The organism is Citrobacter sp. Cpo032 (assembly GCF_030332975.1).
Lineage (GTDB): Bacteria > Pseudomonadota > Gammaproteobacteria > Enterobacterales > Enterobacteriaceae > Citrobacter > Citrobacter portucalensis.
In genome coordinates this window covers 200,825-225,155 of the sequence record NZ_JAOWGU010000045.1, presented here as the reverse complement: position 1 = coordinate 225,155, position 24,331 = coordinate 200,825, and the positions used below count along the sequence as shown (strand labels likewise).

The following is a 24,331-nucleotide window of genomic DNA, read 5'->3' as shown; positions in this document are numbered from 1 at the left end:
GGCCGGGTAAGGCGTTGACGCCACCCGGCATAAGTCTAAGCCGCCTGTTCAGGCGGCTTCTTCGTCTTCCAGCCGTAGTTCGGCATCGGCCACAATCGCTTCCAGCTCTGTCAGCATTTCTTCATAGCCGAAGGTAACTGTTTCCTGTTTTTTCGGCTCAACCTGAGGCTGGCGTTTTTTTGATGATTTCTTGCTCAATAGTCGTACTCCATTGTTTTCCCTGACTATACGGGCAAATCTATCAGCAAAGCGCGCAGCGGAGTATCGGCGACTAACGTTATGTTAGTTTCGTCACGAATAAATGCCCCATCGCCACAGGTGAGCGCTTCTTTTTCGGCGCCAGACGTCACCGCATGGAATCTGCCGTGAATCGACTGTAAATAAGCACGTGGCCCATGTAACTGAAAACTCAACGATTCACCTTGCTGCAGCTCAACGTGGTGCACCCATACCTGTTGGCGCAGATGTAGGCTACCTTGTTCACCGTCCGGCGAGGCCAGCAGCTGATGCTTACCGGTGCCCAGCGTGGCTTTCTGTACACAGGCGTTTTCACGCTGCGGGCAGGCGTCCAGCCAGAGCTGCATTCTGGTTAACGGCTTATCTTTGCTGATATTGTGTTCGCTATAGCTGATCCCGGGCTGTGTCGCGAGCAATAGCACTTCACCTGCTTTGGCCTTGATATGGTTGCCTTCGCTGTCTCGGTACTCCGCTTCCCCTTCGAGGATCAGATTGACGATATCCACCTTCGGATAGGTCCGTGGCTGGAAAGAGGCCCCCGGTGCCAGAACTTCCTGGTTCAGAACACGCAGCGAGGCATAACCCAGCAGTTTAGGATCAAAATAGTGTCCAAAGGAGAAGGTATAACGGGCCTGCAGCCAGCCGTAGTCTGCTTGCCCGCATTGTTTGGCTGTACGGGTAGTAATCATAGTTCTTGACCTCTCTTTACTTCCTTTTATGTTAAATGGCTAGACGCTGCATTGTTAGCCAGATATTCTGCCCGGTATGTTCAAATTTCCTGAATGAGAACGAGATGGCCAAAGAAAGGGCTTTAACGCTTGAAGCGTTACGCGTCATGGACGCAATAGACAGACGCGGTAGTTTTGCTGCTGCGGCAGACGAACTGGGACGCGTTCCTTCCGCACTTAGCTATACCATGCAGAAGCTGGAGGAAGAGCTGGACGTGGTGCTGTTTGACCGTTCAGGCCACCGCACAAAATTCACTAACGTTGGGCGTATGTTGCTGGAGCGCGGGCGCGTACTGCTGGAAGCTGCGGATAAACTGACTATCGATGCCGAAGCATTGGCTCGCGGTTGGGAAACGCATCTGACTATCGTTACCGAAGCGCTGGTGCCGACGGCGGCGTTTTTCCCGCTGATCGACAGGCTTGCCGGGAAGGCCAATACCCAGCTTTCCGTTATTACCGAAGTTCTGGCCGGGGCGTGGGAGCGTCTTGAGCAGGGGCGGGCGGATATCGTGATTGCGCCGGATATGCATTTTCGCTCATCCTCAGAAATCAACTCGCGCAAGCTGTACTCGCTGATGAACGTCTATGTAGCTGCCCCGGATCATCCCATCCATCAGGAGCCGGAACCGTTATCGGAAGTCACCCGCGTTAAATACCGTGGGATCGCGGTGGCGGATACCGCCCGTGAACGTCCGGTGCTGACGGTTCAACTGCTGGATAAGCAGCCGCGTCTGACGGTGAGTACGATAGAAGATAAACGTCAGGCGCTGTTGGCAGGACTTGGCGTGGCGACGATGCCGTACCCGCTGGTGGAAGAGGATATTGCGGCTGGTCGGCTGCGGGTCGTTAGTCCGGAATCGACAAGCGAGATAGATATTATTATGGCCTGGCGTCGTGACAGCATGGGCGAGGCGAAATCCTGGTGTCTGCGGGAAATCCCCAAGCTGTTTGCGGGTAAATAGCATTACTGTTACGCCGGATGCGGTGCGAAGCACCTTATCCGGCATGGAAGACGGAGTATGTTGTAGGCCTGATAAGCGCAGCGCCATCAGGCATCTACATATGCTATATGCTACGTCAGGATAACTGTTTGGGATCGGGCCCGAAGCGGTTGCTCCCCTGAGTCCCGTTTTGACAGTTGAAAATGATGATCACCAGCCAGCCTACGATCGGGATCAGCAGCACCAGTAGCCACCAGGCTGAACGATCGGTGTCATGTAAACGCCGGAACTGTACCGCCCACCACGGAATAAAGACCAGAACCCCGTAAATCGTCGTTAATATGCCTTCTCCACCGGCGCGCTCCCAGCCAAACATTCTGTCCAGAATACCCAGCACGAATGTGAAGATGATGTTGACCAGCACAAACATCCAGTATTCTTTACGACGCGCGCGGCCACCAAAACCAAAGTAATTCTTTAATACGTTTAAATACCAATCCATTTTTGCCTCGTTCTGCATTCAATTACTTGTTTTTAAAGTAATCAAATTAAGAATAGCTGTGAATGAAATGATGGTAAATATTTGTGGTGTTAATTATTTGGTCCTCTGATGGGTAATACTTATCAGTGAACGCCTCAGTTTCAGAAAGTATCAACCTGTGTTGGCGGGAGTAATGAATATGCGCTCTCAGAGAAAGGGTTCCGTTCACCTTATGTTCATCGCTTCTCTTAAGCATTGGTTCATGTGAACGTGTAAAGGGCGTTCTCCGCCACGCCCTTTACAATCCTGGCTCCCGGCGGGAAAATTGCCACTTCGTGGTTCCCTCCGCTTTTTCCTTCAGGCTTTCGAGCCGGGCGCGATGTAACGTCCCTGTAAAGCGCGCCCTGAACCAGCATCCCTGCGGGTTCTCCCGGCCTTACGGAAACACGTCGGCAATTTTCAGCCGGACCAGCCACGCCTGACCACCGGTATTTTTATTTGAATATGTCTGAACAGCATAAGAGATTTAACTGAAAGTCAGAGAGTTGAAGCGATGACCCATGTCCGGCTGAAAATCGATGAGTCGTTGACGGCTGACCGGGTCTGCCCGCAGGGATGCGGGCAGAGGGGACGGCCTGCAAGGATGCAGGCTCGGCCCCGACCCGACAGGCAGACGGCATAAGACGAATGAATCGCGTAGCGACGATTTTCCCGCCGGGAGCCTGGGTTGCAAGGGAGGCGGCGGTGAGCCTCCCTTGCACGTTCACGGGTAACGGCGTTTCAGAGAAATGACACAGCTGAGGTGAACGGAACCCTGAGCAAAAATCACATGTTCGCCATACATGCTTAACTAATCGGCCTAACCCCAAAGTGGACCCGTGTAAATCATGCGAAACGCTCGTCACGCCCGTGAGGTTCGTTGAGGTCCTGCCACGGCCCAACAGAAATAATGCCGGTCGGGTTAATGGTTTTGTGGCTACGGAAGTAGTGATTGCGGATGTGATCGAAATTGACGGTTTCCGCAATACCCGGCATCTGGTAGATATCACGCAGGAAACCGTACAGGTTCAGATAGTCGCTAATCCGGTGTTTGTCGCACTTGAAGTGGGTGACATACACGGGATCAAAGCGTACCAGTGTGGTCCACAGGCGAATATCTGCTTCTGTTAACTGGTTGCCGGTCAGGTAGCGATGTTGCCCAAGGATCTGCTCCAGTCGTGCCAGAGATTGAAAGACGTTATCCACGGCGTCGTCGTAGGCTTCCTGACTGGTGGCAAATCCGGCTTTATACACGCCATTATTAACGTTGTCATAAATCCAGCCGTTCAGCTCGTCGATTTTACTTTGCAGGGCAGGGGGATAGTAATCTCCGGCTTTCGCGCCCAGCGCATCAAACGCGGTGTTAAACATGCGGATGATTTCTGCAGATTCGTTGCTGACAATAGTGTGGTTCTTTTTATCCCACAGCACCGGAACGGTGACCCGACCGCTGTAGTGCGGATCGGCGTGTAAATAGAGCTGATAAAGAAATTCGTGCTGATACAGGGTATCGCCAGTTGCCGCCGGGAAGTTATCGTCAAAGGTCCAGCCGTTTTCCAGCATCAGCGGATGCACAACAGAAACGGAAATAAACGGTTCCAGCCCTTTGAGTTTGCGCAAAATCAGCGTGCGATGCGCCCACGGACAGGCCAGAGATACGTACAGATGATAGCGGTCTTTTTCGGCAGCAAAGCCACCTTCACCGGTCGGGCCAGGCGCGCCATCCGCGGTGAGCCAGTTACGGAAAGCCGATGCAGAACGTTGAAATTTTCCACCGGTTGATTTGGTATCGTACCAGGTGTCATGCCAGACGCCGTCAATCAGTTGTCCCATGATTTTCGCCTCCTCAGATAGCAAAAGCGAGGAGATATCTCCTCGCTTTTTGATGTGTTCAGTATAGTTTGATTACCACTTTTTATTCAGTACGCGGTCAATACTAAATGCGCCTGGACCGGTGATAGCCAGCAGCAGGAAACCGCCTGCGATGGTCAGGTTTTTCATGAACATCAGAGAGTTCACACCTTCCGCAAAGTTGCTGTGGAAGAGGAACGCCGTCAGCAATGTGAAGCCTGCGGTGAACAGCGCGGTTGTACGGGTCAGGAAACCGAACAGAATTGCCAGACCGCCGCCAAACTCAAGCAGAATCACCAGCGGCAGCATAAATCCTGGGACGCCCATGGCTTCCATGTACTGTTGGGTACCCGCATATCCGGTGATTTTTCCCCAACCTGCGGTAATAAACAGGATTGGCATCAGAATGCGCGCTACCAGTACACCAACATCTTCTAATTTCTTCATCATACTCTCCAGGAAACCACTCAGGCGGCTTATTGTGTTTTTTTGTGCATCGACGCTGCAGAGCGCGTCGTTGCTGTCGATGGAGAGAATCATAAACGTGCTTAATGAGAATTGTTAGCAAGGAAAACTGTCAGTATTTTTCAAAAATTTTGAGGTTGGGGGTAAGGAAAGGATTAGCCGCGTAGTTGCTGCTGTCTGATGGTCGATTTCACCAGACGCCAGATACTCCAGACGCTAAAGCCGCGCTTAGCCCAGCGTACCAGCAGATTCGGGTTGCGGATGGTGCGAACCGCCATAATACTGCTCCCGACCAACACCCAGCCACGCAGGTTCAGTAGCGTCTTCCAGCCACGATCGTAGACCTCGGTGGCTTCCAGCCAGTAGCGGCGAGTAGCAGACAGATCCAGCCGTTGCTGCTGGATCTGTCCAAGCAGTTGCGCCTTACGCTTTTGACGTTCGACTTTGCTGCTCATTATGCATCATCCTCCAGGGCTTGCCTGTCATTAGCGAGTTCCTGGCGTGTATGGCGTAGCAGCGTTGTTTTACGTGCTTTACGCAGCGTCCATATCCCGCCAATCAGCGCTAACAGCAACAGCACAACGGTGGTGGCAATCATGGCGTTCAGGCGGTATTGAGGGTCAATGGCCCAGATGATAAGCACCATCAGGCTCATCAGGCCAAACGCCGCGAACAGCATAGTCAGCCCAAGCATCAGCAGGATCTGGATGAGATTGGCTTTTTCCTCTTCCAGCTCAACGACGGCCAGCCGCAGCCGTGTTTCTACGATCTCAACGAGAATCGTCAGGATCCGCTGTCCAATACCCAGTACGCCTTTGCCTGGACCTTGTGCTTGTTGAGAATCAGCCATTGTTAACGGCGCGACAGCAGTACACCAAGCACCACACCGACTGCAGCGCCAATGCCGACGCCTGTCCATGGGTTTTCGCGCACGTAGTTATCGGCTTTAGCCGCGGCCTCACGGGTCTGTTTGGCGATTACATCGCTGGTTTCACTCAGACGATGGCGGCTCTCGCGCAGCGCGTGTTCGGCTTTGCTGCGAATTTTACTCATCTCTTCCTTCGACTTATCGCCAGAGGAGCTAAGTACTTCTTCAAGCGTATCCGCAAGAGATTTCAGCTCAGCGCGCAGGTTTTCCGTAGCATTATCTTTCGACATAGTTTTCTCCAGTTGAGTGGCTAGTTACCGTACTTAGTAATCGCGGGTCTCGAGTTCTTTTAGCTCTTGCTGAGCTTCAGCAAGCTTGTGTTCACGCTTTGCTACCTTATCCGCATCGCCTTTTTGCTTAGCTTCGGCTAAGTCACGTTGACGCTCGGCAATCTCATTTTTCTGCTCGGCGATCTTTTTCTGATGGTTAGCGCGCAGTTTGCTGTCAGTACAGTTTGCTCTGACTTCGCTCAGCGCTTTGTTCAGCCCATTGATACGGCTCTGATTGTTGTGTTTTTCGGCATAGCTAATCTCCCGCTGAATGTCTTGTTCTTTTTCCTGACAGAGGGTGGTGGCGTAGCTGCCGGCACTGAGAGCGAAAAGGCTAATTGCCAAAGCGATGCGGTATTTCATTCTTGAACCTTCCATTGTGATTCGACCTCTTCGTTTAGGGTCGATGCTCCAGAATAATAAAGCGTTGGGTCATAAACCCAGTTTATTAATCATAGGCGCTAAACGGTGAAATCACCAAAGTGAGTGATCTAATTCAGATTCCTGGAAATTAACCAAAACGGTGTGGGGTCTCACGTAAGCGGGATAACCACTGAACCGCCTGATTATTTTCATCCTGCTGAGCGATAACGAAACCGTGCGGTAACGTTCGATCCAGTACGACTTTTGCCGCTGCGCTCTGCGCACTGGAATCAAAGGTAATCAGCAGGGCGTCATTTTGCGGAGTGATGCTTTTAAAACGAATGCCGTTGGCATCCAGGTGATGCCAGATAGAGAAGCCATCAGGCATGCTGGCTCCCTGGTTTACGGCGCGAATGGCAAGCGTTGACTCCTGCTGGCGAATGACCGACCAGGTCAGGAGCAACGCGCCGATGAACAACATAAAAGTGGTGGACCAGGCAAGTCGTCGGAGCGTTATGCATGATTTCAGCATAATTTACCCTCGGTTCCCGTATTTCTTTTTCCAAAGAACAACCAGTGAACCTGCCAGACCAAACACCAGTAACACCACAGGAAGCAGCATCAGGCAAGACATCAGCTGATCTTCATATTTGAGAAACACCGGTGTTTTGCCAAGCAGATAGCCCAACGATGTGAGAATAAGGACCCAAAGCAGTCCGCTCATCCAGTTGAAGAACTGAAAGCGCGCATTGTTCAGGCCGGACAATCCTGCGATGGTCGGCAGTAATGTTCTGACAAACGCGATAAAGCGACCGACCAGCAGCGCAGACAAGCCATGCTTATGGAACAGATGATGTGCACGCTGATGGTAATGTGCAGGAAGATGAGATAACCAGTTTTGCACTGTGCGGGTATTGCCCAACCATCGACCTTGTATATAGCTGAGCCAGCAACCGAGGCTGGCTGCGGTGGTGAGTAATAGCACCGTTTGCGGAAAACCCATTGCGCCTTTGGCAATAAGTACGCCGACCAGTACCAGCAAACTGTCGCCAGGTAAAAAGGCTGCTGGCAGCAGTCCGTTTTCCAGAAACAAAATGGTAAAGAGTACAAAATAGAGCATGCCAATCATGGAAGGATTGGCCAGCGTTTCAAAATCCTGAGCCCATAAAGCATTTAGTAATTGAGTCAGTAGTTCCATTCAATATTCCTGGAGAATCGGTTGTCGTCATGCCGGTTTTCTGGGTTTTGTAACACCACGATTTTATTAATATTTTTTACATGACTCGCGGTTTGATACAAATTCACGGCCTGAACTATTCCCTGTAAAGTTGTGAAGTTAGCAAGCTCTTAAATACAAAAATTCAAACAGCATCTAATTGTAACAAAGGTCAACGTAGTCCGTTATAGAAATTACGGTTGTTGAACTGTGATTTTGCTTATCGCAATGGAGGGTGGCGAGAGGATTTACACAGGCTGACATTTTATACCTAATGCTTACCAAGTGTCAGAAACAGGCGCGTGGTCGCGCCTGCATTGATAAGATTGTTTATTTTGCGCTGTTAGCCGCTGTATCGAGATGAACGACCGGATTTTCGGTAAATAGATAACGGTCCGCATTGAACTCAAAATCATCGCTGGTTTCGTTAAACAGCATCTGCTTCGTGTTCTCAAGATGCTGCCACATCGCCAGTTTGGCGGCATGAGGATCTTTGCGAATCAGCGCCCGAAGGATCTGGTCATGGTCATCACACCAGTTATCAACCGTGCGCAGGTCGATGTGGTCGTGCAGTTTCTTCCAGTAGGGGTTATGAATGCGCTGAGTCCACATTTTTTCAACAATCGCGGCCAGAGCCGAGTTCTGCGTAGCCAGGGCAACCTGCACATGGAACTGGAGATCCCACTCGGAGTCACGAAAGCTTTTTTCGTTACGTGATTTCTCCTGAATCTCCATCAGCTTCATGATGTCCTGTTTGGTCACCTGCGTGGCGGCAAACTCGGCAATGTTGCTTTCTATGAGCTGACGCGCCTGGAGCAGTTCGAAAGGACCGTAGCTGGCGAATTCCAGGTTTTCATCTGGCGCGACATAGTGTCTGGGTTGGTTGGAAATGACGTGGATCCCCGATCCTTTGCGTACCTCAACGTAACCCTCTACCTCGAGCATGATAATTGCTTCACGAACCACGGTACGGCTGACATTTTTTTCATCGGCGATAAAGCGCTCGGCAGGGAGTTTGTCACCCACCAGATAGACGCCTTGCTCAATGCGTTCTTTCAGATCAGCTGCAAGTTGTTGGTACAAACGTCGTGGTTCGGTGATTTCCATATGCGCTCCAGGCATGATACGGCAGACTATATTTGTTATACCACTTTTGCGATTACTGCTCCACTCGCGGCGATAAAAAAGCCGCCAGATAACTGGCGGCTTCGCATTATATACCCTTGATGAAAAACAGCGGGTTAATTTTGCGGAGCAGGATCGCCAGTCTGTGATCCCGAGTCGACCTCGCTGGCCGATTTGTTCTGCAATACCGTCCAGATAACGAGTGCGCCGAGCAGGTCGAATACCGCCAGTACGGCGAACAGCGGGCTAAAGCCGATGGTGTCAGCCAGTGCGCCAACAACCAGTGCAAACAGCGTACTTGCAAGCCAGGCGGACATACCGGTCAGGCCGTTTGCCGTTGCCACTTCATTACGACCAAATACGTCAGAAGAAAGCGTAATCAGCGCACCGGACAGCGCCTGGTGAGCAAAGCCGCCGACGCACAGCAGGGCGATAGCAATGTACGGGCTGGTGAACAGACCAATCATCCCTGGGCCAATCATCAGCAATGCGCCCATGGTGACGACCATTTTACGTGAAACGATCAGGTTAACGCCGAACCAGCGCTGGAACAGCGGCGGTAAGTAGCCCCCAACGATACAGCCCAGGTCAGCAAACAGCATCGGCATCCAGGCAAACATCGCAATCTCTTTCAGGTTAAAGCCGTAGACTTTAAACATGAACAGCGGGATCCAGGCGTTGAAGGTACCCCAGGCCGGCTCTGCCAGGAAACGCGGCAGTGCGATGCCCCAGAACTGCCGGTTACGCAGGATCTGACCGAGCGACATTTTTTTCGAGGTGTTGTTTTTATGCTGTGATTCCTGACCATTCAGAATGTAATCACGTTCTTCATCAGACAGTTTTTTCTGGTCGCGCGGGTGTTTGTAGAACACAAGCCAGCACATCGCCCAGATGAAGCTCAGCGCACCGGAAATAATGAATGCCATCTGCCAGCTGTGCATGACGATTGCCCAGACGACCAGCGGCGGAGCAATCATCGCACCGATAGAAGAGCCGACGTTAAAGTACCCAACGGCAATTGAACGTTCTTTTGCCGGGAACCACTCAGAACTGGCTTTCAAACCCGCAGGGATCATTGCGGCTTCAGCGGCACCTACCGCGCCACGCGCCAGCGCCAGTCCACCCCAACTGCCAGCCAGTGCGGTCGCGCCACAGAAGACGGCCCACAGAACGGCGAACATCGCGTAACCAACTTTTGTGCCGAGCACATCGAGCACGTAGCCGGCAACGGGTTGCATTACGGTGTAAGCAGCAGAATACGCTGCGATGATATAGGAATACTGTTGAGTGGAGATGTGTAACTCTTCCATCAGAGTTGGCGCAGCTGCCGCCACAGTGTTACGTGTCAGGTAACCCAGCACGGTGCCAAGCGTCACCAGTGCAATCATATACCAACGTAACCCTTTAATTTTACGCATGTAAAACCTCATCGTTTTGTTATGTCCGCGAACGAGCGGTCATCTTCCAGTTCAGGGCGGAGGATGTTCTTTTACGAGGGGGGACCGAAAAAAAGCCGGTACTCCCCGAACTTTGCCATGTCAATAATTGTGCTAATTCGGTTTCCGTACCGGTCAATCCGATGGTTATACATCGGTAATTTGCATTCCGTCGGCTTATGTATCGCGACGGCCAAAAGATAACTTGTCATACAGCTTTAAAAGGTGAGTGCCATCACAAAAGTGTGAATCTTCGTGTGGTCATTATTTCGATTCAGCAAAGCCAGCGCTGGCGCGGCTTGACGCGTGATTTACCTCTTTGAGAGTAATTTTTTTGTCACCATTTGTTGATCTAACTCACGAAAATATCTTCAGTGTATGGAAATTGGTGTGATAACTTTGTCAACATCAAAACATAAGCAATCTGACGCACTCGTTGAGAGGAAGACGATAATGACCCCGTTTATGACTGAAGATTTCCTGCTGGACACCGAATTTGCCCGCCGTCTGTACCATGATTACGCCAAAGACCAGCCGATCTTCGATTACCACTGCCATTTACCACCGCAACAAATCGCTGAAAACTACCGTTTTAATAACCTGTATGACATCTGGCTGAAGGGTGATCACTACAAATGGCGCGCGATGCGTACCAATGGCGTCGCTGAGCGCTTGTGTACCGGCGATGCGTCCGATCGCGAGAAGTTTGACGCATGGGCCGCCACGGTTCCGCACACTATCGGTAACCCGCTGTACCACTGGACCCACCTCGAATTACGCCGCCCGTTTGGTATTACAGGTAAGCTGCTTTCTCCTGCGACTGCTGATGAAATCTGGAACCAGTGCAACGAGCTGCTGGCGCAGGATAAATTCTCCGCGCGCGGCATCATGCAGCAGATGAATGTGAAAATGGTCGGCACTACCGATGACCCGATCGACTCTCTGGAGCATCATGCGGCCGTTGCTAAAGACGGAAGCTTTGATGTGAAAGTGCTGCCGAGCTGGCGTCCGGATAAAGCCTTTAACATTGAGCTGGCGACCTTTAATGACTACATGGCGAAGCTCGGTGAAGTGTCTGACACGGATATCCGCCGCTTCAGCGATCTGCAAGCTGCACTGACCAAACGTCTGGATCACTTTGCGGCTCACGGCTGTAAAGTTTCTGACCACGCGCTGGACGTGGTGCTGTTTGCCGAATCTAACGAATCTGAACTGGATAGCATTCTGGCGCGTCGCCTGGCGGGTGAAACCCTGAGTGAGCATGAAATTGCCCAGTTTAAAACCGCCGTGCTGGTGTTCCTTGGGGCGGAATATGCTCGTCGCGAATGGGTACAGCAGTACCACATCGGCGCGCTGCGTAATAACAACCTGCGCCAGTTCAAACTGTTGGGCGCGGATGTTGGCTTCGACTCCATCAATGACCGTCCGATGGCTGAAGAACTGTCCAAACTGCTGAGCAAGCAGAATGAACAGAACCTGCTGCCGAAAACCATTCTCTACTGCCTGAACCCGCGTGATAACGAAGTGCTGGGCACCATGATCGGCAACTTCCAGGGCGAAGGTATGCCGGGCAAGATGCAGTTCGGTTCCGGCTGGTGGTTCAACGATCAGAAAGACGGGATGGAACGTCAGATGACGCAGCTGGCCCAGCTCGGCCTGCTGAGCCGTTTCGTCGGCATGCTGACCGATAGCCGTAGCTTCCTGTCATACACGCGCCATGAATACTTCCGTCGCATTCTGTGCCAGATGATTGGCCGTTGGGTTGCTGCAGGTGAAGCACCGGCAGATATCCAGTTGCTGGGTGAAATGGTCAGAAATATTTGCTTTAACAATGCGCGTGATTACTTCGCCATTGAACTGAACTAAGGCCCGGGTGAAGGTATGCAATACATCAAGATCCATGCGCTGGATAACGTCGCGGTAGCGCTCGCTGATTTGGCTGAAGGAACCGAAGTCACCGTTGATGGGCAGGCGGTAACCCTGCGTCAGGCGGTCTCTCGTGGCCACAAATTCGCTTTACGTGATATTGCGAAAGGCGAAAACGTCATTAAATACGGTTTGCCAATTGGTCATACGCTGGTGGACGTTGCGGCGGGTGAGCATATTCATGCTCACAACACGCGCACTAATCTGAGCGACCTGGACACGTATAGCTACCACCCTGATTTTCAGGCGGAAGTTGCACAACCGGCGGATCGCGATGTGCAGATCTACCGTCGTGCCAACGGCGATGTTGGCGTGCGCAACGAACTGTGGATCCTACCGACGGTTGGCTGTGTTAACGCCATGGCGCGCCAGATGCAGAACCGTTTTCTGAAAGAGACTAACGATGCCGAAGGAATCGACGGCGTACATCTCTTCAGCCACACCTACGGCTGTTCACAGCTCGGCGACGACCACATTAACACCCGCACCATGCTGCAAAACATGGTGCGTCACCCGAATGCGGGTGCGGTGCTGGTGGTTGGCCTTGGTTGTGAAAACAACCAGGTTGATGCCTTCCGCGAAACCTTAGGCGAGTACGATCCTGAGCGCGTTCACTTCATGGTCTGCCAACATCAGGAAGACGAAGTGGAAGCGGGGATTGAACATCTTCACCAGTTGTACAACGTGATGCGTAACGATAAGCGTGAGCCGGGTAAACTGGGCGAGCTGAAGTTTGGTCTGGAATGCGGCGGCTCTGACGGCCTGTCTGGTATTACCGCCAACCCGATGCTGGGGCGTTTTTCTGACTACGTGATTGCCAACGGCGGCACCACCGTACTGACCGAAGTACCGGAAATGTTCGGCGCCGAGCAACTGCTGATGGACCACTGCCGCGATGAAGAAACGTTCGGCAAGCTGGTCACCATGGTCAATGACTTCAAGCAGTACTTCATTGCTCACGACCAGCCGATCTACGAGAACCCATCGCCGGGCAACAAAGCGGGCGGTATCACCACGCTGGAAGATAAATCTCTCGGCTGCACGCAAAAAGCAGGCTCCAGCCAGGTGGTGGACGTACTGCGCTACGGCGAACGTCTGAAGACGCATGGTCTGAACCTGCTGAGCGCACCGGGTAACGATGCGGTGGCGACCAGTGCCCTGGCGGGCGCGGGCTGTCATATGGTGCTGTTCAGTACCGGTCGCGGTACGCCGTACGGTGGTTTTGTGCCGACGGTGAAAATTGCTACCAACAGCGAGCTGGCGGCGAAGAAAAAGCACTGGATCGACTTTGACGCTGGACAGTTGATCCACGGCAAAGCGATGCCGCAGTTACTGGAAGAATTTGTCGATACCATCGTCGAGTTCGCCAACGGCAAGCAAACCTGCAACGAGCGGAATGATTTTAGAGAGTTAGCGATATTTAAAAGCGGCGTAACGTTGTAGTAAATACCTGATGGTACCTGCATGCAGGTCTGCGCAAACCGTAGGCCTGATAAGCGCAGCGCCATCAGGCACAAACCGTTGCCGGATGGCGGCGAACTCGCCTAATCCGGCCTACGAGATAGAATTGGGGTTGCTTGCATGACCGCGTATTGGCTGGCCCAGGGCGTAGGTGTCATCGCCTTTCTGATTGGTATTACCACCTTTTTCAATCGCGATGAGCGCCGGTTCCGGCTGCAACTCGCCGTCTATAGCGCCACCATTGGCGTGCATTTTTTCCTGATGGGGGCCTGGCCTGCGGGAATGAGCGCAGAACTCAACACCATCCGCACACTTGTCTCAATGCATACCCGCAAACTGTGGGTAATGACCGTTTTTATTGTCCTCACCCTGGTTCTCGGGCTGGCGAAATTACAGCATGCGATGGAGCTGTTGCCGATAATTGGCACGCTGGCCAGCACCTGGGCGCTGTTTCGCTGCAAAGGGTTAACCGTACGCTGCGTCATGTGGTGCGCAACTGCCTGTTGGGTTATCCATAATTTCTGGCTGGGATCGATTGGTGGGACGATGATCGAAGGGAGTTTTCTGGTGATGAACGGCCTGAATATTATTCGCTTCCGGCGAATGCAAAAACGCGGAATTGATCCGTTCAAACTTGAAAAAAGCGTACAAGAAAAGAACCCCTCCGCCCGATGACGGAGGGGCGTAGAGATTATCCGCGCAGGGCGTTATTTGCCAGACGCTCGTCTTCTGCCTGGCAGGCTGCAGCGGTAAACAGGACGTCTGTAGAAGAGTTCAACGCCGTTTCACATGAGTCCTGCAATACGCCGATGATAAAGCCAACGGCAACAACCTGCATGGCGATGTCATTCGGGATACCGAACATGTTGCACGCCAGCGGGATCAGCAGCAGAGAACCGCCCGCCACGCCCGATGCACCACAGGCACACAGCGAAGCCACCACGCTCAGTAACAGCGCCGTCGGTAAATCAACCGGAACACCCAGCGTATTCACCGCCGCCAGCGTCAGTACGGTAATGGTGATCGCCGCGCCAGCCATATTGATGGTGGCGCCCAGCGGAATAGACACCGAATAGGTATCACGATCCAGATTCAGTTTCTCACACAGTGCCATGTTCACCGGAATATTTGCTGCCGAACTGCGGGTAAAGAAGGCATACACGCCGCTTTCACGCAGACAGGCCAGCACCAGAGGGTACGGGTTACGGCGAATTTTCCAGAAGACCAGCAGTGGGTTAACCACAAATGCCACCAGCAGCATACAGCCTACCAGTACGGTCAGCAGTTGGGCGTAGCCCCAAAGCGTGGCGAAACCGGTGGTTGCCAGCGTGGAGGAGACCAGACCAAAGATACCGATTGGCGCGAAACGAATCACCAGCTTCACCATAAAGGTGACGGCGTTGGACATATCATTGACCAGATTTTTGGTCGTTTCATTGCCGTGGCGCAGCGCAAAGCCCAGGCCGACAGCCCATACCAGAATACCAATATAGTTGGCGTTCAGCAGAGCATCAATTGGGTTAGAAACCATGCTCATCAGCAGGCTACGCATCACTTCAACAATCCCGGATGGCGGTACGATATCCCCCGCGCTGCTGGAAAGATGCAGTGTTGATGGGAAAGCAAAGCTGAAGACAACGGCGGTTAATGCTGCTGAAAATGTTCCGAGCAGGTAGAGGAACAGAATGGGGCGGATATTGGTTTTTTGCCCGTGCTGGTGGTTGGCGATAGAAGCCATCACCAGCATCAGAACCAGAATTGGCGCGACGGCTTTTAATGCGCCGACGAACAGCGTACCCAGCAGACCAACGGCTTCAGCCGCAGGTTTTGACACCAGTGCCAGTAAAATCCCCAGTACCAAACCGATCAAAATTTGTTTAACCAGGCTCCCTTGCGCCAAACGCGAGAGTAGCCCCGATGAACGTTGCGTAGTCATGTAGTAATCCTTTCATTGTGTTGTTGCCTTACCTTTGTGCGTTCTGTTGACGCATCTTTCAGGATCGGGCAAATGTTTGCATGGCTGAGTATAAGGAAAGAACGCGGTTCGGGAAGCGAAATATCCTGGATTCCGCGTTGAGATCATATTTTATAACTTTAACTTAACATTATTTTGACATGATAAACAAAAAGCCCGACGCACGAAGTGTGCTGTCGGGCTTTTCAGCTAGCAGATGAAACTTACTGTATTTGCTGCTTTTTATCGTGCTGGTGGTTGACCCACGCGTTAACAACCAGCGTCACAAACAGAATGCCAAATACCACGCCTAACGAGATAGCGATCGGGATATGGTAAAAATCGACGATCAGCATCTTAATACCGATAAACACCAGAATGACCGACAAGCCGTACTTCAGCATGGAGAAACGCTCCGCCACGCCCGCCAGCAGGAAGTACATCGCACGCAGACCCAAAATAGCAAACAGGTTCGAGGTCAGCACGATGAACGGGTCGGTGGTCACGGCAAAGATAGCCGGAATACTGTCGACGGCAAAAATCACATCGCTCAGCTCAACCAGAATCAACACCAGCATCAGCGGCGTAACAAACAGCAGGCCGTTTTTACGCACGAAGAATTTTTCATCTTCGATGGTATCGGTCATGCGCAAATGACCGCGTAGCCAGCGTACTAACGGTCTGTCGCCAATACCGGAGGCATCTTCTTTCGCCAGCGCCATCTTCACGCCGGTAAACAACAGGAACGCGCCGAACACGTACAACAGCCACTCAAACTGGGTGATAAGCCAACTGCCGGCGAAGATCATGATCGTACGCAGCACAATCGCACCCAGCACGCCATACACCAGTACCCGACGCTGCAACGCAGGCGGTACGGAGAAGTAGCTGAACAGCATCAACCAGACAAAGACGTTATCTACCGCCAGCGATTTTTCGATCAAATAGCCGGTCAGGAACGCCAGCGCCTGTGGGTCGGCAACGGCGCGCCCCTGGGTTTCCGCCAGGTACCACCAGAAGGCGGCGTTAAACAGTAACGACAGCGTTACCCAGACGATAGACCAGGCTGCAGCCTGCTTCATTGACATCGTATGCGCGCCACGACGACCCTGTAACAGCAGGTCGATGGCCAGCATAATTACCACTACGACAGCGAAGCCACCCCATAACAACGGTGTGCCGACAGTATTCATTGTATTTCCCCATGCATAAAAAAAACGGCCAACGCCGAATGACGTTAGCCGCTGCTTTTTATGCATAGACCTTGCCATTCGGCAAGGTCTCACTTACAACAACAAAGGAATACGGTGGCGTATTCCTTTGTTATCGCCCGGTGACCGGATGTGGTTTTTCACACATCGTAATGACGATCAACCGACAACGAAGTTACTCCCCTTTGCGGGTTACAAAATATTACAGGCCATGCATTCAGTCAATGGCCTGCAACATTCGTTTTACACACCTTTACGCAGTCAGCGATGTTTCCGCTTCGTCTGCCGGGAAAACCACGCCGGTCTGGCGGCGAATCTCCGTTTGCAGTTTGGCGGTGATACGGCTGACGGCCAGTGCCGGGTGATCCACTTCGCCGGATTCAACCAAATGGGCAAAAGCCTCTGCCTCATACAGCATAGTATTGATGTGTTGAGGCGTCGTCAGATCCTGCGTTTTCCCACCGCGTGGCACGAAGCACACCTTTTGGCATTCGGATATATGCTCGATGACCAGCGATCCCGACTCGCCCTGAATTTCACTGGCTAATACCGAGTCGCTTACTTTTGAGTGCTGGAGCGTAACGCTGAAATCACCGTAATTCAGCACCACCACGCCGTGGGCATCCACGCCACTTTCCAGCAGGCTGGCGCTGGCCTGAACGCTCAGCGGTTCGCCCCACAGCGCAACCGCTGAGGCCAGGCAGTAAAAACCGATATCCATAATCGAGCCATTGGAGAATGCCGGATTAAACGTGTTCGGATTTTCACCGTCCAGATAGCGCTGGTAACGAGAGGAGTACTGGCAGTAATTGATAAACGCTTTCCTGATTTTTCCTACTCTGGGTAGTGATTGCTGTAACAGCAGGAAATTAGGCAGGTAGGCGGTTTTAAACGCTTCAAACAGCACGACCTGATTCTCACGCGCGCAGGCGATAGCGGCTTCGGCTTGCGCCAGATTGGAGGCCAGCGGCTTTTCGCAAATAACATGCTTTTTGTGCCGCAAAAACAGCTCGGTCTGTGGAAAGTGCAGGGAGTTCGGGCTGGCGATATAGACAGCGTCGATTGCCTCGCTTTGCGCCATCGCTTCCAGTGAGGTAAACAGATGTTCGACAGGGTAATCGTTGGCGAAGGTCTGTGCCTGCTCAAGGCTACGGGAATAGACTGCGGTTAACTTATACTTGCCGGTTTCATGGGCGGCATCGACAAACTGGCGGGTGATCCAGTTTGTGCCAATTACTGCGAAACGTATCATAAAGGCCTTCAGGCTGCGAAAAGGGATTCTTTTGTCAATTTAGCATGCCCTGAAGACAAAGCTAGTGCGCGACTACGCAGTTTGCTTTAACGATTGTTGCGTTAACCACAGGCGGGTATCGAACTCCAGTTGATGATACTGAGGCTCCATATGACAGCAAAGCTGGTAAAACGCTTTGTCATGTTCTTTTTCTTTCAGATGCGCCAGTTCATGAACGACGATCATGCGTAAAAAGGGTTCTGGGGCGCTGCGAAACACGGTGGCGACGCGGATCTCCGCTTTGGCTTTGAGCTTACCGCCCTGCACGCGAGAGACGGCGGTATGCAGCCCAAGTGCATTCTTCAGAACGTGGATCTTGCTGTCATACATGACTTTATTCAGCGGCGGGGCGTTACGCAGAAACTGATTTTTCAGATCCTGGGTATATTGCCAGAGCGCTTTGTCGGTCGCGAAGTCATGCGTACCCGGATAGCGCTTCTCCAGCACTGCGCCCAGGCGCTGCTCAGCAATCAGCGTTCTCACTTGAGAAAGCAAATGTTCCGGGTAGCCCTGGAGGTAAGTTAGTTGGTTCATTCATGTCCACGCAAATCATAAAAGTGTATACTCACGCACCCTTTTCAGGGATACGCCGAAATTTTACCATTCAGGAGGGCCGATGAGCCACATAGACAACGGTTTCCGTTCGCTGTCACTTAAACGTTTCCCGGAAACGGATGACGTTAACCCGCTGCTGGCGTGGGAAGCAGCAGATGAATATCTGCTGCAACAGCTGGACGATACCGAGATTAGCGGCCCGGTGCTGATCCTGAATGATACCTTCGGCGCGCTGGGCTGTGCGCTGGCGGAACATACGCCGTACAGCATCGGCGATTCCTATCTCAGCGAGCTTGCCACGCGCGAGAACCTGCGTCACAACGATATTGCCGAGTCGAGCGTCAAGTTCCTCGACAGTACCGCTGACTATCCGCAGGCGCCGGGCGTGGTGCTGATTAAGCTGCCAAAAACCATGGCGCTGCTGGAGCAGCAACTGCGTGCGCTGCGCGAAGTGGTAACGCCAGAAACGCGCATCATCGCCGGGGCAAAAGCGCGTGATGTACATACCTCGACGCTGGAACTGTTTGAAAAAGTGCTGGGTCCAACCACCACTACGCTGGCGTGGAAAAAAGCCCGATTGATCAACTGTACGTTCAGCAAACCGGAGCTGGCCGCTGCCTCGCAAACGCTAAGCTGGAAGCTGGAAGGCACCGACTGGACTATCCATAACCACGCCAACGTCTTCTCCCGTACCGGGCTGGATATCGGCGCGCGCTTTTTTATCGAGCATCTGCCGGAAAACCTCGAAGGGGAGATTGTGGATCTCGGTTGCGGCAACGGCGTCATCGGTATGACGCTGCTGGCGAAAAACCCAGAAGCCAGTGTGGTATTTGTTGATGAATCGCCAATGGCGGTGGCTTCAAGCCGCCTGAACGTGGAAAGTAACATGCCTGAAGCGCTGGATCGCTGCGAGTTTATGATTAACAACGCGCTGTCTGGTGTTGAACCGTTCCGCTTTAACGCTGTGCTGTGCAACCCACCGTTCCACCAGAAGCACGCGCTGACGGATAACATTGCCTGGGAAATGTTCCACCACGCCCGCCGCTGCCTGAAAATCAACGGTGAGTTGTATATTGTGGCTAACCGTCACCTCGACTACTTCCACAAGCTGAAGAAGATTTTCGGCAATTGCGTAACCATCGCCACCAATAATAAATTCGTGGTGCTGAAAGCGGTCAAAACCGGTCGCCGTCGGTAATAGCGGGTGCCGGATGCGGCTAACGCCTTATCCGGCCTACGAAAGATATAACGTTAAATTTCCAGTGCCAGTCGGGTGCCCTGCGCAATGGCGCGTCGGGCATCCAGTTCCATCGCCACATCGCAGCCGCCGATCAGATGCACCGTTTTACCAGCCGCGTGCAGCGGATCGACCAGCTCACGGCGCGGCTCTTGTCCGGCACAAATCACCACGTTATCCACGTTAAAGATCACCTGTTCACCGTTCAACACAACGTGTAACCCATCATCATCAATCTTCTGATAGCTGACTGCCGGGATCATTTTCACGCCGCGTGAGAGCAGGGTGGCGCGATGGATCCAGCCCGTCGTTTTACCTAAACCTTGTCCCGGTTTGCTGGCTTTGCGCTGTAACATCACTATCTGGCGCGGGCTGCGGGATAAGTGCGGGCCTTCCGGGCGTAAGCCGCCAGGCTGTTGCAGACTGGTGTCGATCCCCCATTCCACGCAGAACTCCGCAATGTTCTGGCTGGTGGGTTCACCGGGTTGACTCAGATACATTGCGGTATCGAAACCAATCCCGCCGCAGCCCACGATCGCCACGCGTTTACCCACCGGCGTTTTATCGCGCAGGACGTCGAGATAGCTCAGCACTTTCGGATGATCGATCCCCTCGATCGGCGGCATGCGTGGCTCGATCCCGCTGGCAAGGATCACTTCGTCGAAAGTGTGCAGATCGTGTGCGCTGACAAAGTGATTCAGCTTTAGGGTCACGCCAGTCACGTCGATCATTCGGCGGTAGTAGCGCAGGGTTTCATAAAATTCTTCTTTGCCGGGGATCTGTTTGGCGATATTAAACTGCCCGCCAATCTCGTCATGCGCGTCAAACAGCGTCACGTGATGCCCGCGCGCTGCGGCATTAATGGCGAAGGCGAGGCCCGCAGGCCCCGCACCGACAACCGCCAGATTTTTCGGCACAGTTGCCGCAACGATCGGCATTTTGGTTTCATGGCAGGCGCGCGGATTGACCAGGCAAGAGGTGACTTTGCCGACGAAGATCTGATCCAGACAGGCCTGGTTACAGCCGATACAGGTGTTGATCTCATCCGCTCGTCCGGTTTGCGCTTTTGACAGCAGTTCGGCATCGGCGAGGAACGGACGGGCCATCGATACCATATCGGCATCGCCACGGGCCAGAATGTCGTCGGCGACCTGGGGATCGTTAATGCGGTTGGTGGTGACCAGTGGGATTGTTACATGCCCTTTCAGCTTACGCGTCACCCAACTAAACGCACCGCGCGGTACCGGGGTAGCGATAGTGGGAATACGTGCCTCATGCCAGCCAATACCGGTGTTAATAATGGTGGCCCCCGCGGCTTCTATAGCCTGCGCCAGCTGAACGGTTTCGTCGAAGGTTCCGCCGTTTTCCACCAGATCGAGCATCGACAGGCGGAAGATAATAATAAAGTCATTCCCGGCACGCTGACGTACCGCTCGCACCACCTCAACGGCAAACCGCATGCGGTTGGCATACTCACCACCCCATTGGTCATCGCGCTGGTTGGTACGCAGGGTCAGGAATTCGTTGATGAGATACCCTTCCGACCCCATCACTTCCACGCCATCGTAGCCCGCTTCCCGCGCCAGCTGTGCGCAGTGGGCAAAATCTTCAATCAACTGCAGCACTTCATCGTGCGTTAATTCATGTGGCGTAAAGCGGTTAATGGGTGCCTGAATAGCAGAAGGTGCCACCAGATGCGGCTGGTAGCTGTAACGTCCGGTGTGCAGGATCTGCAGGGCGATTTTACCGCCTTCATCATGCACAGCATCAGTAATGACTCGATGGTGAGCAAGCTGGCTGGTGTCGTTCAGCATCGCACCGCCTTCCATTCCCACGCCGGAAAGCGCAGGCGCAATGCCTCCACTCACAATTAACGCTACGCCGTGACGGGCGCGCTCGGCGTAGAACGCGGCCAGCCGTTCTGCACCATCGGGATACTCTTCCAGCCCGGTATGCATTGAACCCATCAGCACGCGGTTTTTAAGCGTGGTGAAGCCTAAATCGAGCGGGGCGAACAGCGACGGATAGCTCATAAAGGTGTCCAGTATGTAAAATTATTGTTATGTGGTCGGATGAGTTAATAATTTAGCCGTCGCCGCGTAAAAGGGAAAAGGGGAATGCCGTGATTGTGATGGGATTCAAAAAAGGAGTGGAGCCAGAGGACGAATATGCCGGATATCGGTGCAAGCACCTAATCCGGCCTGTGAAAATGTGTCTTTGTAGGCCGGATAAGCGAAGCGCCATCCGGCGTTATGTCACAGATTACTGTTTTTTAAGAAAATCGTTATACAGCATATAGAGATGCGCCGCGCTCCAGGAGAAGTTCGGTGCGCCCTGCTGTGCGCCGGTCAATGGGTTATAGTTTTCCTGAATCGGACCGTCAGCGGTGAGGCCTTTGGCGTGGCTGAAGAAGGTATCCGCCAGTTTTAACGCGTCATCGCGATAGCCGTAACGCTCCATCCCTTTTAGCCCGAACCAGAACTGATCCACCCAGACGCGCCCGCGCCAGTAGATATCCGCGCCGAAAGCCGGGTTGGTCAGCGCTGCTGTGCCAAGTGGGACAAAGGTGTTGAACTCTTTGGGGTCGAGCATCACCTTAACCACCGCGTCCGCATGGGGCTGCGTTGCTGCGCCGTTAAACAGCGGCGACCAGCCTTCCGGCCCTTTGCCACGTTCGACGATCGGTTTACCCGCACAGCCGTTTGCCAGCGGTTGGTCCTCAATACGAACGTCATAATAGAATTTTGTTGTCGGGTCGAACATGCAGGTGTTGATGTAATCTGCGAGTTTTTGCGCCAACTGGCGATAGCGTTGCGCCTCTTCGTGTTTGCCGAGCAGGGTCGCCATCTGCGCCAGATAATGGTTGTCGCTGTACATGTAGCTGGCCTGATCGACTGACTCCTGCAACAGCGAGTAACCCAGCAAATTACCGTCTTTACTGCGATTTTCGGCAAATTTCACCACCCAGTCGCTGCGTTTTCCACCACCCGCGACGTATTTATCCAGTTGATCTTTATCGATAAAACCGAATACAGCCGCATCGTCACGACCGGACTCCCACGAGGCGGCAACCTGCGCTGGGATCTCCAGGCTGTCATACTGACCCTTATCGATCACGGTGGCGTAGTTGTTAAGCCCGGAGAGCGTTTCTTCCTTGTCGCCTTTTTTCACCGTAAACAACATTTCGCCGCGGTCAGTATTGTGGGCTTTATCGCGGGTAGCGCCGTATTCCGGCACGCCGTTGCCGTTATGATCGCGGTTACGCAGCCACCAGTCGTGATACGCAACCAGCTTTGGATACATCTCTTCGAGCCAGGCCTTGTCTTTGGTGACGTTGTAGACCTCCATCACCGACCAGGCCGCCAGGCTGGGCTTGGTGTTGCGCTCGTTCCAGTTACCGCCGTCGCCGCCGCGTTCCGGGCTGAGATTCCAGGCAATCAGGTCGGGAATGAATCCGGCATCCTGCGGGCGAACCGGATCACCGGGTTTAACCTGCCATGAAAAGACGGCGCGAATATTCTCTTTGGCGATCTCCGGGTTAAAGTGCGCCATGGCGAAGGCCTGTTTCCAGGTGTCCCACGGCCAGGTTTGGTTGCCGGAGAACCAGCGGCCGGTGACCGATGGCGTCACGGTATTGTGTTTTACCGCACCGCCTGGCGAGCGCCAGTTGCCGTTCAGCGTTTCAATAGCTTTTACCGCGACCCGGGTTTGTTCCGTTGTGGCATCCGGGTTAGTTAAGCCTTTTTGCAGATAATCTGCCCAGCGCTTTTGTGATGCAGCAAGATACCAGGCCGGGCGCGCCAGAATATCGCGGATCTGCGGCTGCTCTTTCGCTACATCCTCGGCGGTAAGCAGATGAGACCAGGTGGTGTAAATGGTTGTCGAACCACTGATATGGGCCTTCCCCGTAAAGCGATGACCGTTAACCGTGGTTTTCATAGCGACAGATTTATGCACCTGATACTCCGACTCACCGGAGGTGAGCAGATCCCAGGTTGAGCGCACTTTGCCGAAGGTGACTTTCAGACCGTCGTGCGTGGCGGTGATTTTGCGCTGATAGCCAGGGAATTCGCTATCAATGGTTTTATCCGACAGCGCTTTTCCCTCTTTGGCTTCCAGTTTCTCCAGCAGCTCGCCGTCCCACACCAGATCCAGCGGCGTGTTGCTGGTGATTTTGGTTTCCAGCAGCGAGGTGCGCGGGCTGGCAAAACGCAGCGTCATCTCTATTTGCACATGCTTAGATGACAGCTTTTGCACCAGCGCGCCGGGAATGCTGTAGGCCTCAAGCGCGAAATCGACCTTTTTACCGTGCTGGTACACCGTCAGACGGTCAAAATTATTGGCCATAAAATTGATGTATTCTTCGGTCAGCAACGCCACGCCTGGAAAACCACCCATCGTTGCAGGGCCGTCCGGGAGCAAATGACCGTGCCAGGCGCCGAGATCGAAAAATGGATTAAAGCGCTGGTGGTCGTCGTGATCGTAGTCATGCATGTAGCCCGGCGCACCGGTGCGATTAATGATGTTTTTAAAGTCGTTAGCACTGGCGGCATGTGCGGAGAAGTTCATCAGCAGGATACAGGCCAGCGGCGTAAGAATAGGTTTCATGTTCATGGT

24 protein-coding genes are annotated in these 24,331 nt (G+C 53.1%); 5 read left to right on the top strand and 19 right to left on the bottom strand.

What is annotated here, in order from left to right; translation table 11 throughout:
- Positions 1-48 precede the first annotated feature (48 nt).
- Both OGY33_RS14615 and OGY33_RS14610 read right to left on the bottom strand, forming a co-directional pair.
- Positions 49-198 carry a protein YhaL gene (locus OGY33_RS14615; RefSeq protein WP_003828578.1) on the bottom strand — a complete coding sequence of 50 codons (150 nt, stop codon included), beginning with the start codon at positions 196-198 and terminating at the stop codon, positions 49-51.
- 26 nt (positions 199-224) lie between these two features.
- Complete coding sequence (locus tag OGY33_RS14610) at positions 225-926, bottom strand: pirin family protein (protein ID WP_003024860.1); 702 nt, start codon at positions 924-926, stop codon at positions 225-227.
- 104 nt (positions 927-1,030) lie between these two features.
- On the opposite strand from OGY33_RS14610, the gene yhaJ reads away from it, so the two are divergent.
- Entirely contained in the window at positions 1,031-1,927 is an 897-nt protein-coding gene (gene yhaJ / locus OGY33_RS14605; protein ID WP_191238093.1) for a DNA-binding transcriptional regulator YhaJ, read from the top strand.
- Between the two features lie 115 nt (positions 1,928-2,042).
- Here the strand turns inward: yhaJ and OGY33_RS14600 are convergent, their stop codons facing one another.
- From OGY33_RS14600 to OGY33_RS14550, 11 genes are all read right to left on the bottom strand, one after another.
- On the bottom strand, positions 2,043-2,408 hold the full coding sequence (locus OGY33_RS14600; protein WP_008785879.1) for a DUF805 domain-containing protein: 366 nt from the start codon (positions 2,406-2,408) through the stop codon (positions 2,043-2,045).
- An 864-nt stretch (positions 2,409-3,272) separates the two neighbouring features.
- Positions 3,273-4,259, bottom strand: coding sequence for a glutathionyl-hydroquinone reductase YqjG (gene yqjG, locus OGY33_RS14595; protein ID WP_048215485.1), 987 nt, complete (start codon positions 4,257-4,259; stop codon positions 3,273-3,275).
- Between the two features lie 72 nt (positions 4,260-4,331).
- Complete coding sequence (locus tag OGY33_RS14590) at positions 4,332-4,724, bottom strand: DoxX family protein (RefSeq protein WP_003024847.1); 393 nt, start codon at positions 4,722-4,724, stop codon at positions 4,332-4,334.
- Positions 4,725-4,897: 173 nt separating this feature from the next.
- Positions 4,898-5,197, bottom strand: a complete 300-nt coding sequence (locus OGY33_RS14585) for a YqjK-like family protein (RefSeq protein ID WP_191238094.1) — start codon at positions 5,195-5,197, stop codon at positions 4,898-4,900.
- The gene (locus tag OGY33_RS14580) at positions 5,197-5,592 is read right to left on the bottom strand and encodes a phage holin family protein (protein WP_191238095.1); all 396 of its coding nucleotides are present in this window, start codon (positions 5,590-5,592) and stop codon (positions 5,197-5,199) included. Before OGY33_RS14580 ends, OGY33_RS14585 begins: the two co-directional genes overlap by 1 nt.
- Positions 5,593-5,594: 2 nt before the next feature.
- The gene (locus tag OGY33_RS14575; RefSeq protein ID WP_003024832.1) at positions 5,595-5,900 is read right to left on the bottom strand and encodes an ElaB/YgaM/YqjD family protein; all 306 of its coding nucleotides are present in this window, start codon (positions 5,898-5,900) and stop codon (positions 5,595-5,597) included.
- Positions 5,901-5,933: 33 nt separating this feature from the next.
- Positions 5,934-6,302 (bottom strand): DUF1090 domain-containing protein, encoded by a 369-nt coding sequence (locus OGY33_RS14570; protein ID WP_032941739.1) that lies wholly within the window; start codon positions 6,300-6,302, stop codon positions 5,934-5,936.
- A 148-nt stretch (positions 6,303-6,450) separates the two neighbouring features.
- Positions 6,451-6,819 (bottom strand): EnvZ/OmpR regulon moderator MzrA, encoded by a 369-nt coding sequence (mzrA, locus tag OGY33_RS14565; RefSeq protein WP_165690002.1) that lies wholly within the window; start codon positions 6,817-6,819, stop codon positions 6,451-6,453.
- Between the two features lie 18 nt (positions 6,820-6,837).
- Positions 6,838-7,500, bottom strand: coding sequence for a DedA family general envelope maintenance protein YqjA (yqjA, locus tag OGY33_RS14560; protein WP_003828561.1), 663 nt, complete (start codon positions 7,498-7,500; stop codon positions 6,838-6,840).
- A 348-nt stretch (positions 7,501-7,848) separates the two neighbouring features.
- Entirely contained in the window at positions 7,849-8,625 is a 777-nt protein-coding gene (gene exuR / locus OGY33_RS14555; RefSeq protein WP_003828559.1) for a transcriptional regulator ExuR, read from the bottom strand.
- A 134-nt stretch (positions 8,626-8,759) separates the two neighbouring features.
- A complete protein-coding gene (locus tag OGY33_RS14550) occupies positions 8,760-10,061 on the bottom strand; it encodes an MFS transporter (protein WP_048215487.1) in 1,302 nt (433 codons plus the stop codon).
- A gap of 471 nt (positions 10,062-10,532) precedes the next feature.
- On the opposite strand from OGY33_RS14550, the gene uxaC reads away from it, so the two are divergent.
- The 3 genes from uxaC (at position 10,533) to OGY33_RS14535 (ending at position 14,141) form a co-directional block, all read left to right on the top strand.
- Positions 10,533-11,945: a glucuronate isomerase gene (uxaC, locus tag OGY33_RS14545; RefSeq protein ID WP_032945079.1), complete on the top strand. Its 1,413-nt coding sequence runs from the start codon at positions 10,533-10,535 to the stop codon at positions 11,943-11,945.
- Between the two features lie 15 nt (positions 11,946-11,960).
- Positions 11,961-13,448: a UxaA family hydrolase gene (locus OGY33_RS14540; RefSeq protein ID WP_032945078.1), complete on the top strand. Its 1,488-nt coding sequence runs from the start codon at positions 11,961-11,963 to the stop codon at positions 13,446-13,448.
- A gap of 138 nt (positions 13,449-13,586) precedes the next feature.
- Positions 13,587-14,141, top strand: coding sequence for a YgjV family protein (locus OGY33_RS14535; protein ID WP_032945077.1), 555 nt, complete (start codon positions 13,587-13,589; stop codon positions 14,139-14,141).
- 16 nt (positions 14,142-14,157) lie between these two features.
- Here OGY33_RS14535 and sstT read toward each other — a convergent pair whose 3' ends face one another.
- The 4 genes from sstT to OGY33_RS14515 all read right to left on the bottom strand — a co-directional run bounded on the left by sstT (position 14,158) and on the right by OGY33_RS14515 (position 18,456).
- Positions 14,158-15,402, bottom strand: coding sequence for a serine/threonine transporter SstT (gene sstT, locus OGY33_RS14530; protein ID WP_048215489.1), 1,245 nt, complete (start codon positions 15,400-15,402; stop codon positions 14,158-14,160).
- A gap of 242 nt (positions 15,403-15,644) precedes the next feature.
- A complete protein-coding gene (locus OGY33_RS14525; protein ID WP_048216385.1) occupies positions 15,645-16,613 on the bottom strand; it encodes a TerC family protein in 969 nt (322 codons plus the stop codon).
- A gap of 271 nt (positions 16,614-16,884) precedes the next feature.
- A complete protein-coding gene (locus OGY33_RS14520) occupies positions 16,885-17,883 on the bottom strand; it encodes a Gfo/Idh/MocA family protein (protein ID WP_149608058.1) in 999 nt (332 codons plus the stop codon).
- Between the two features lie 72 nt (positions 17,884-17,955).
- Complete coding sequence (locus OGY33_RS14515) at positions 17,956-18,456, bottom strand: M48 metallopeptidase family protein (protein WP_008785867.1); 501 nt, start codon at positions 18,454-18,456, stop codon at positions 17,956-17,958.
- Positions 18,457-18,538: 82 nt separating this feature from the next.
- On the opposite strand from OGY33_RS14515, the gene rlmG reads away from it, so the two are divergent.
- A complete protein-coding gene (gene rlmG, locus OGY33_RS14510) occupies positions 18,539-19,675 on the top strand; it encodes a 23S rRNA (guanine(1835)-N(2))-methyltransferase RlmG (protein ID WP_008785866.1) in 1,137 nt (378 codons plus the stop codon).
- Positions 19,676-19,728: 53 nt separating this feature from the next.
- Here rlmG and OGY33_RS14505 read toward each other — a convergent pair whose 3' ends face one another.
- A complete protein-coding gene (locus tag OGY33_RS14505; RefSeq protein ID WP_191238096.1) occupies positions 19,729-21,747 on the bottom strand; it encodes an NADPH-dependent 2,4-dienoyl-CoA reductase in 2,019 nt (672 codons plus the stop codon).
- Positions 21,748-21,976: 229 nt separating this feature from the next.
- Entirely contained in the window at positions 21,977-24,328 is a 2,352-nt protein-coding gene (ygjK, locus tag OGY33_RS14500) for an alpha-glucosidase (protein WP_191238097.1), read from the bottom strand.
- Positions 24,329-24,331: the final 3 nt, after the last annotated feature.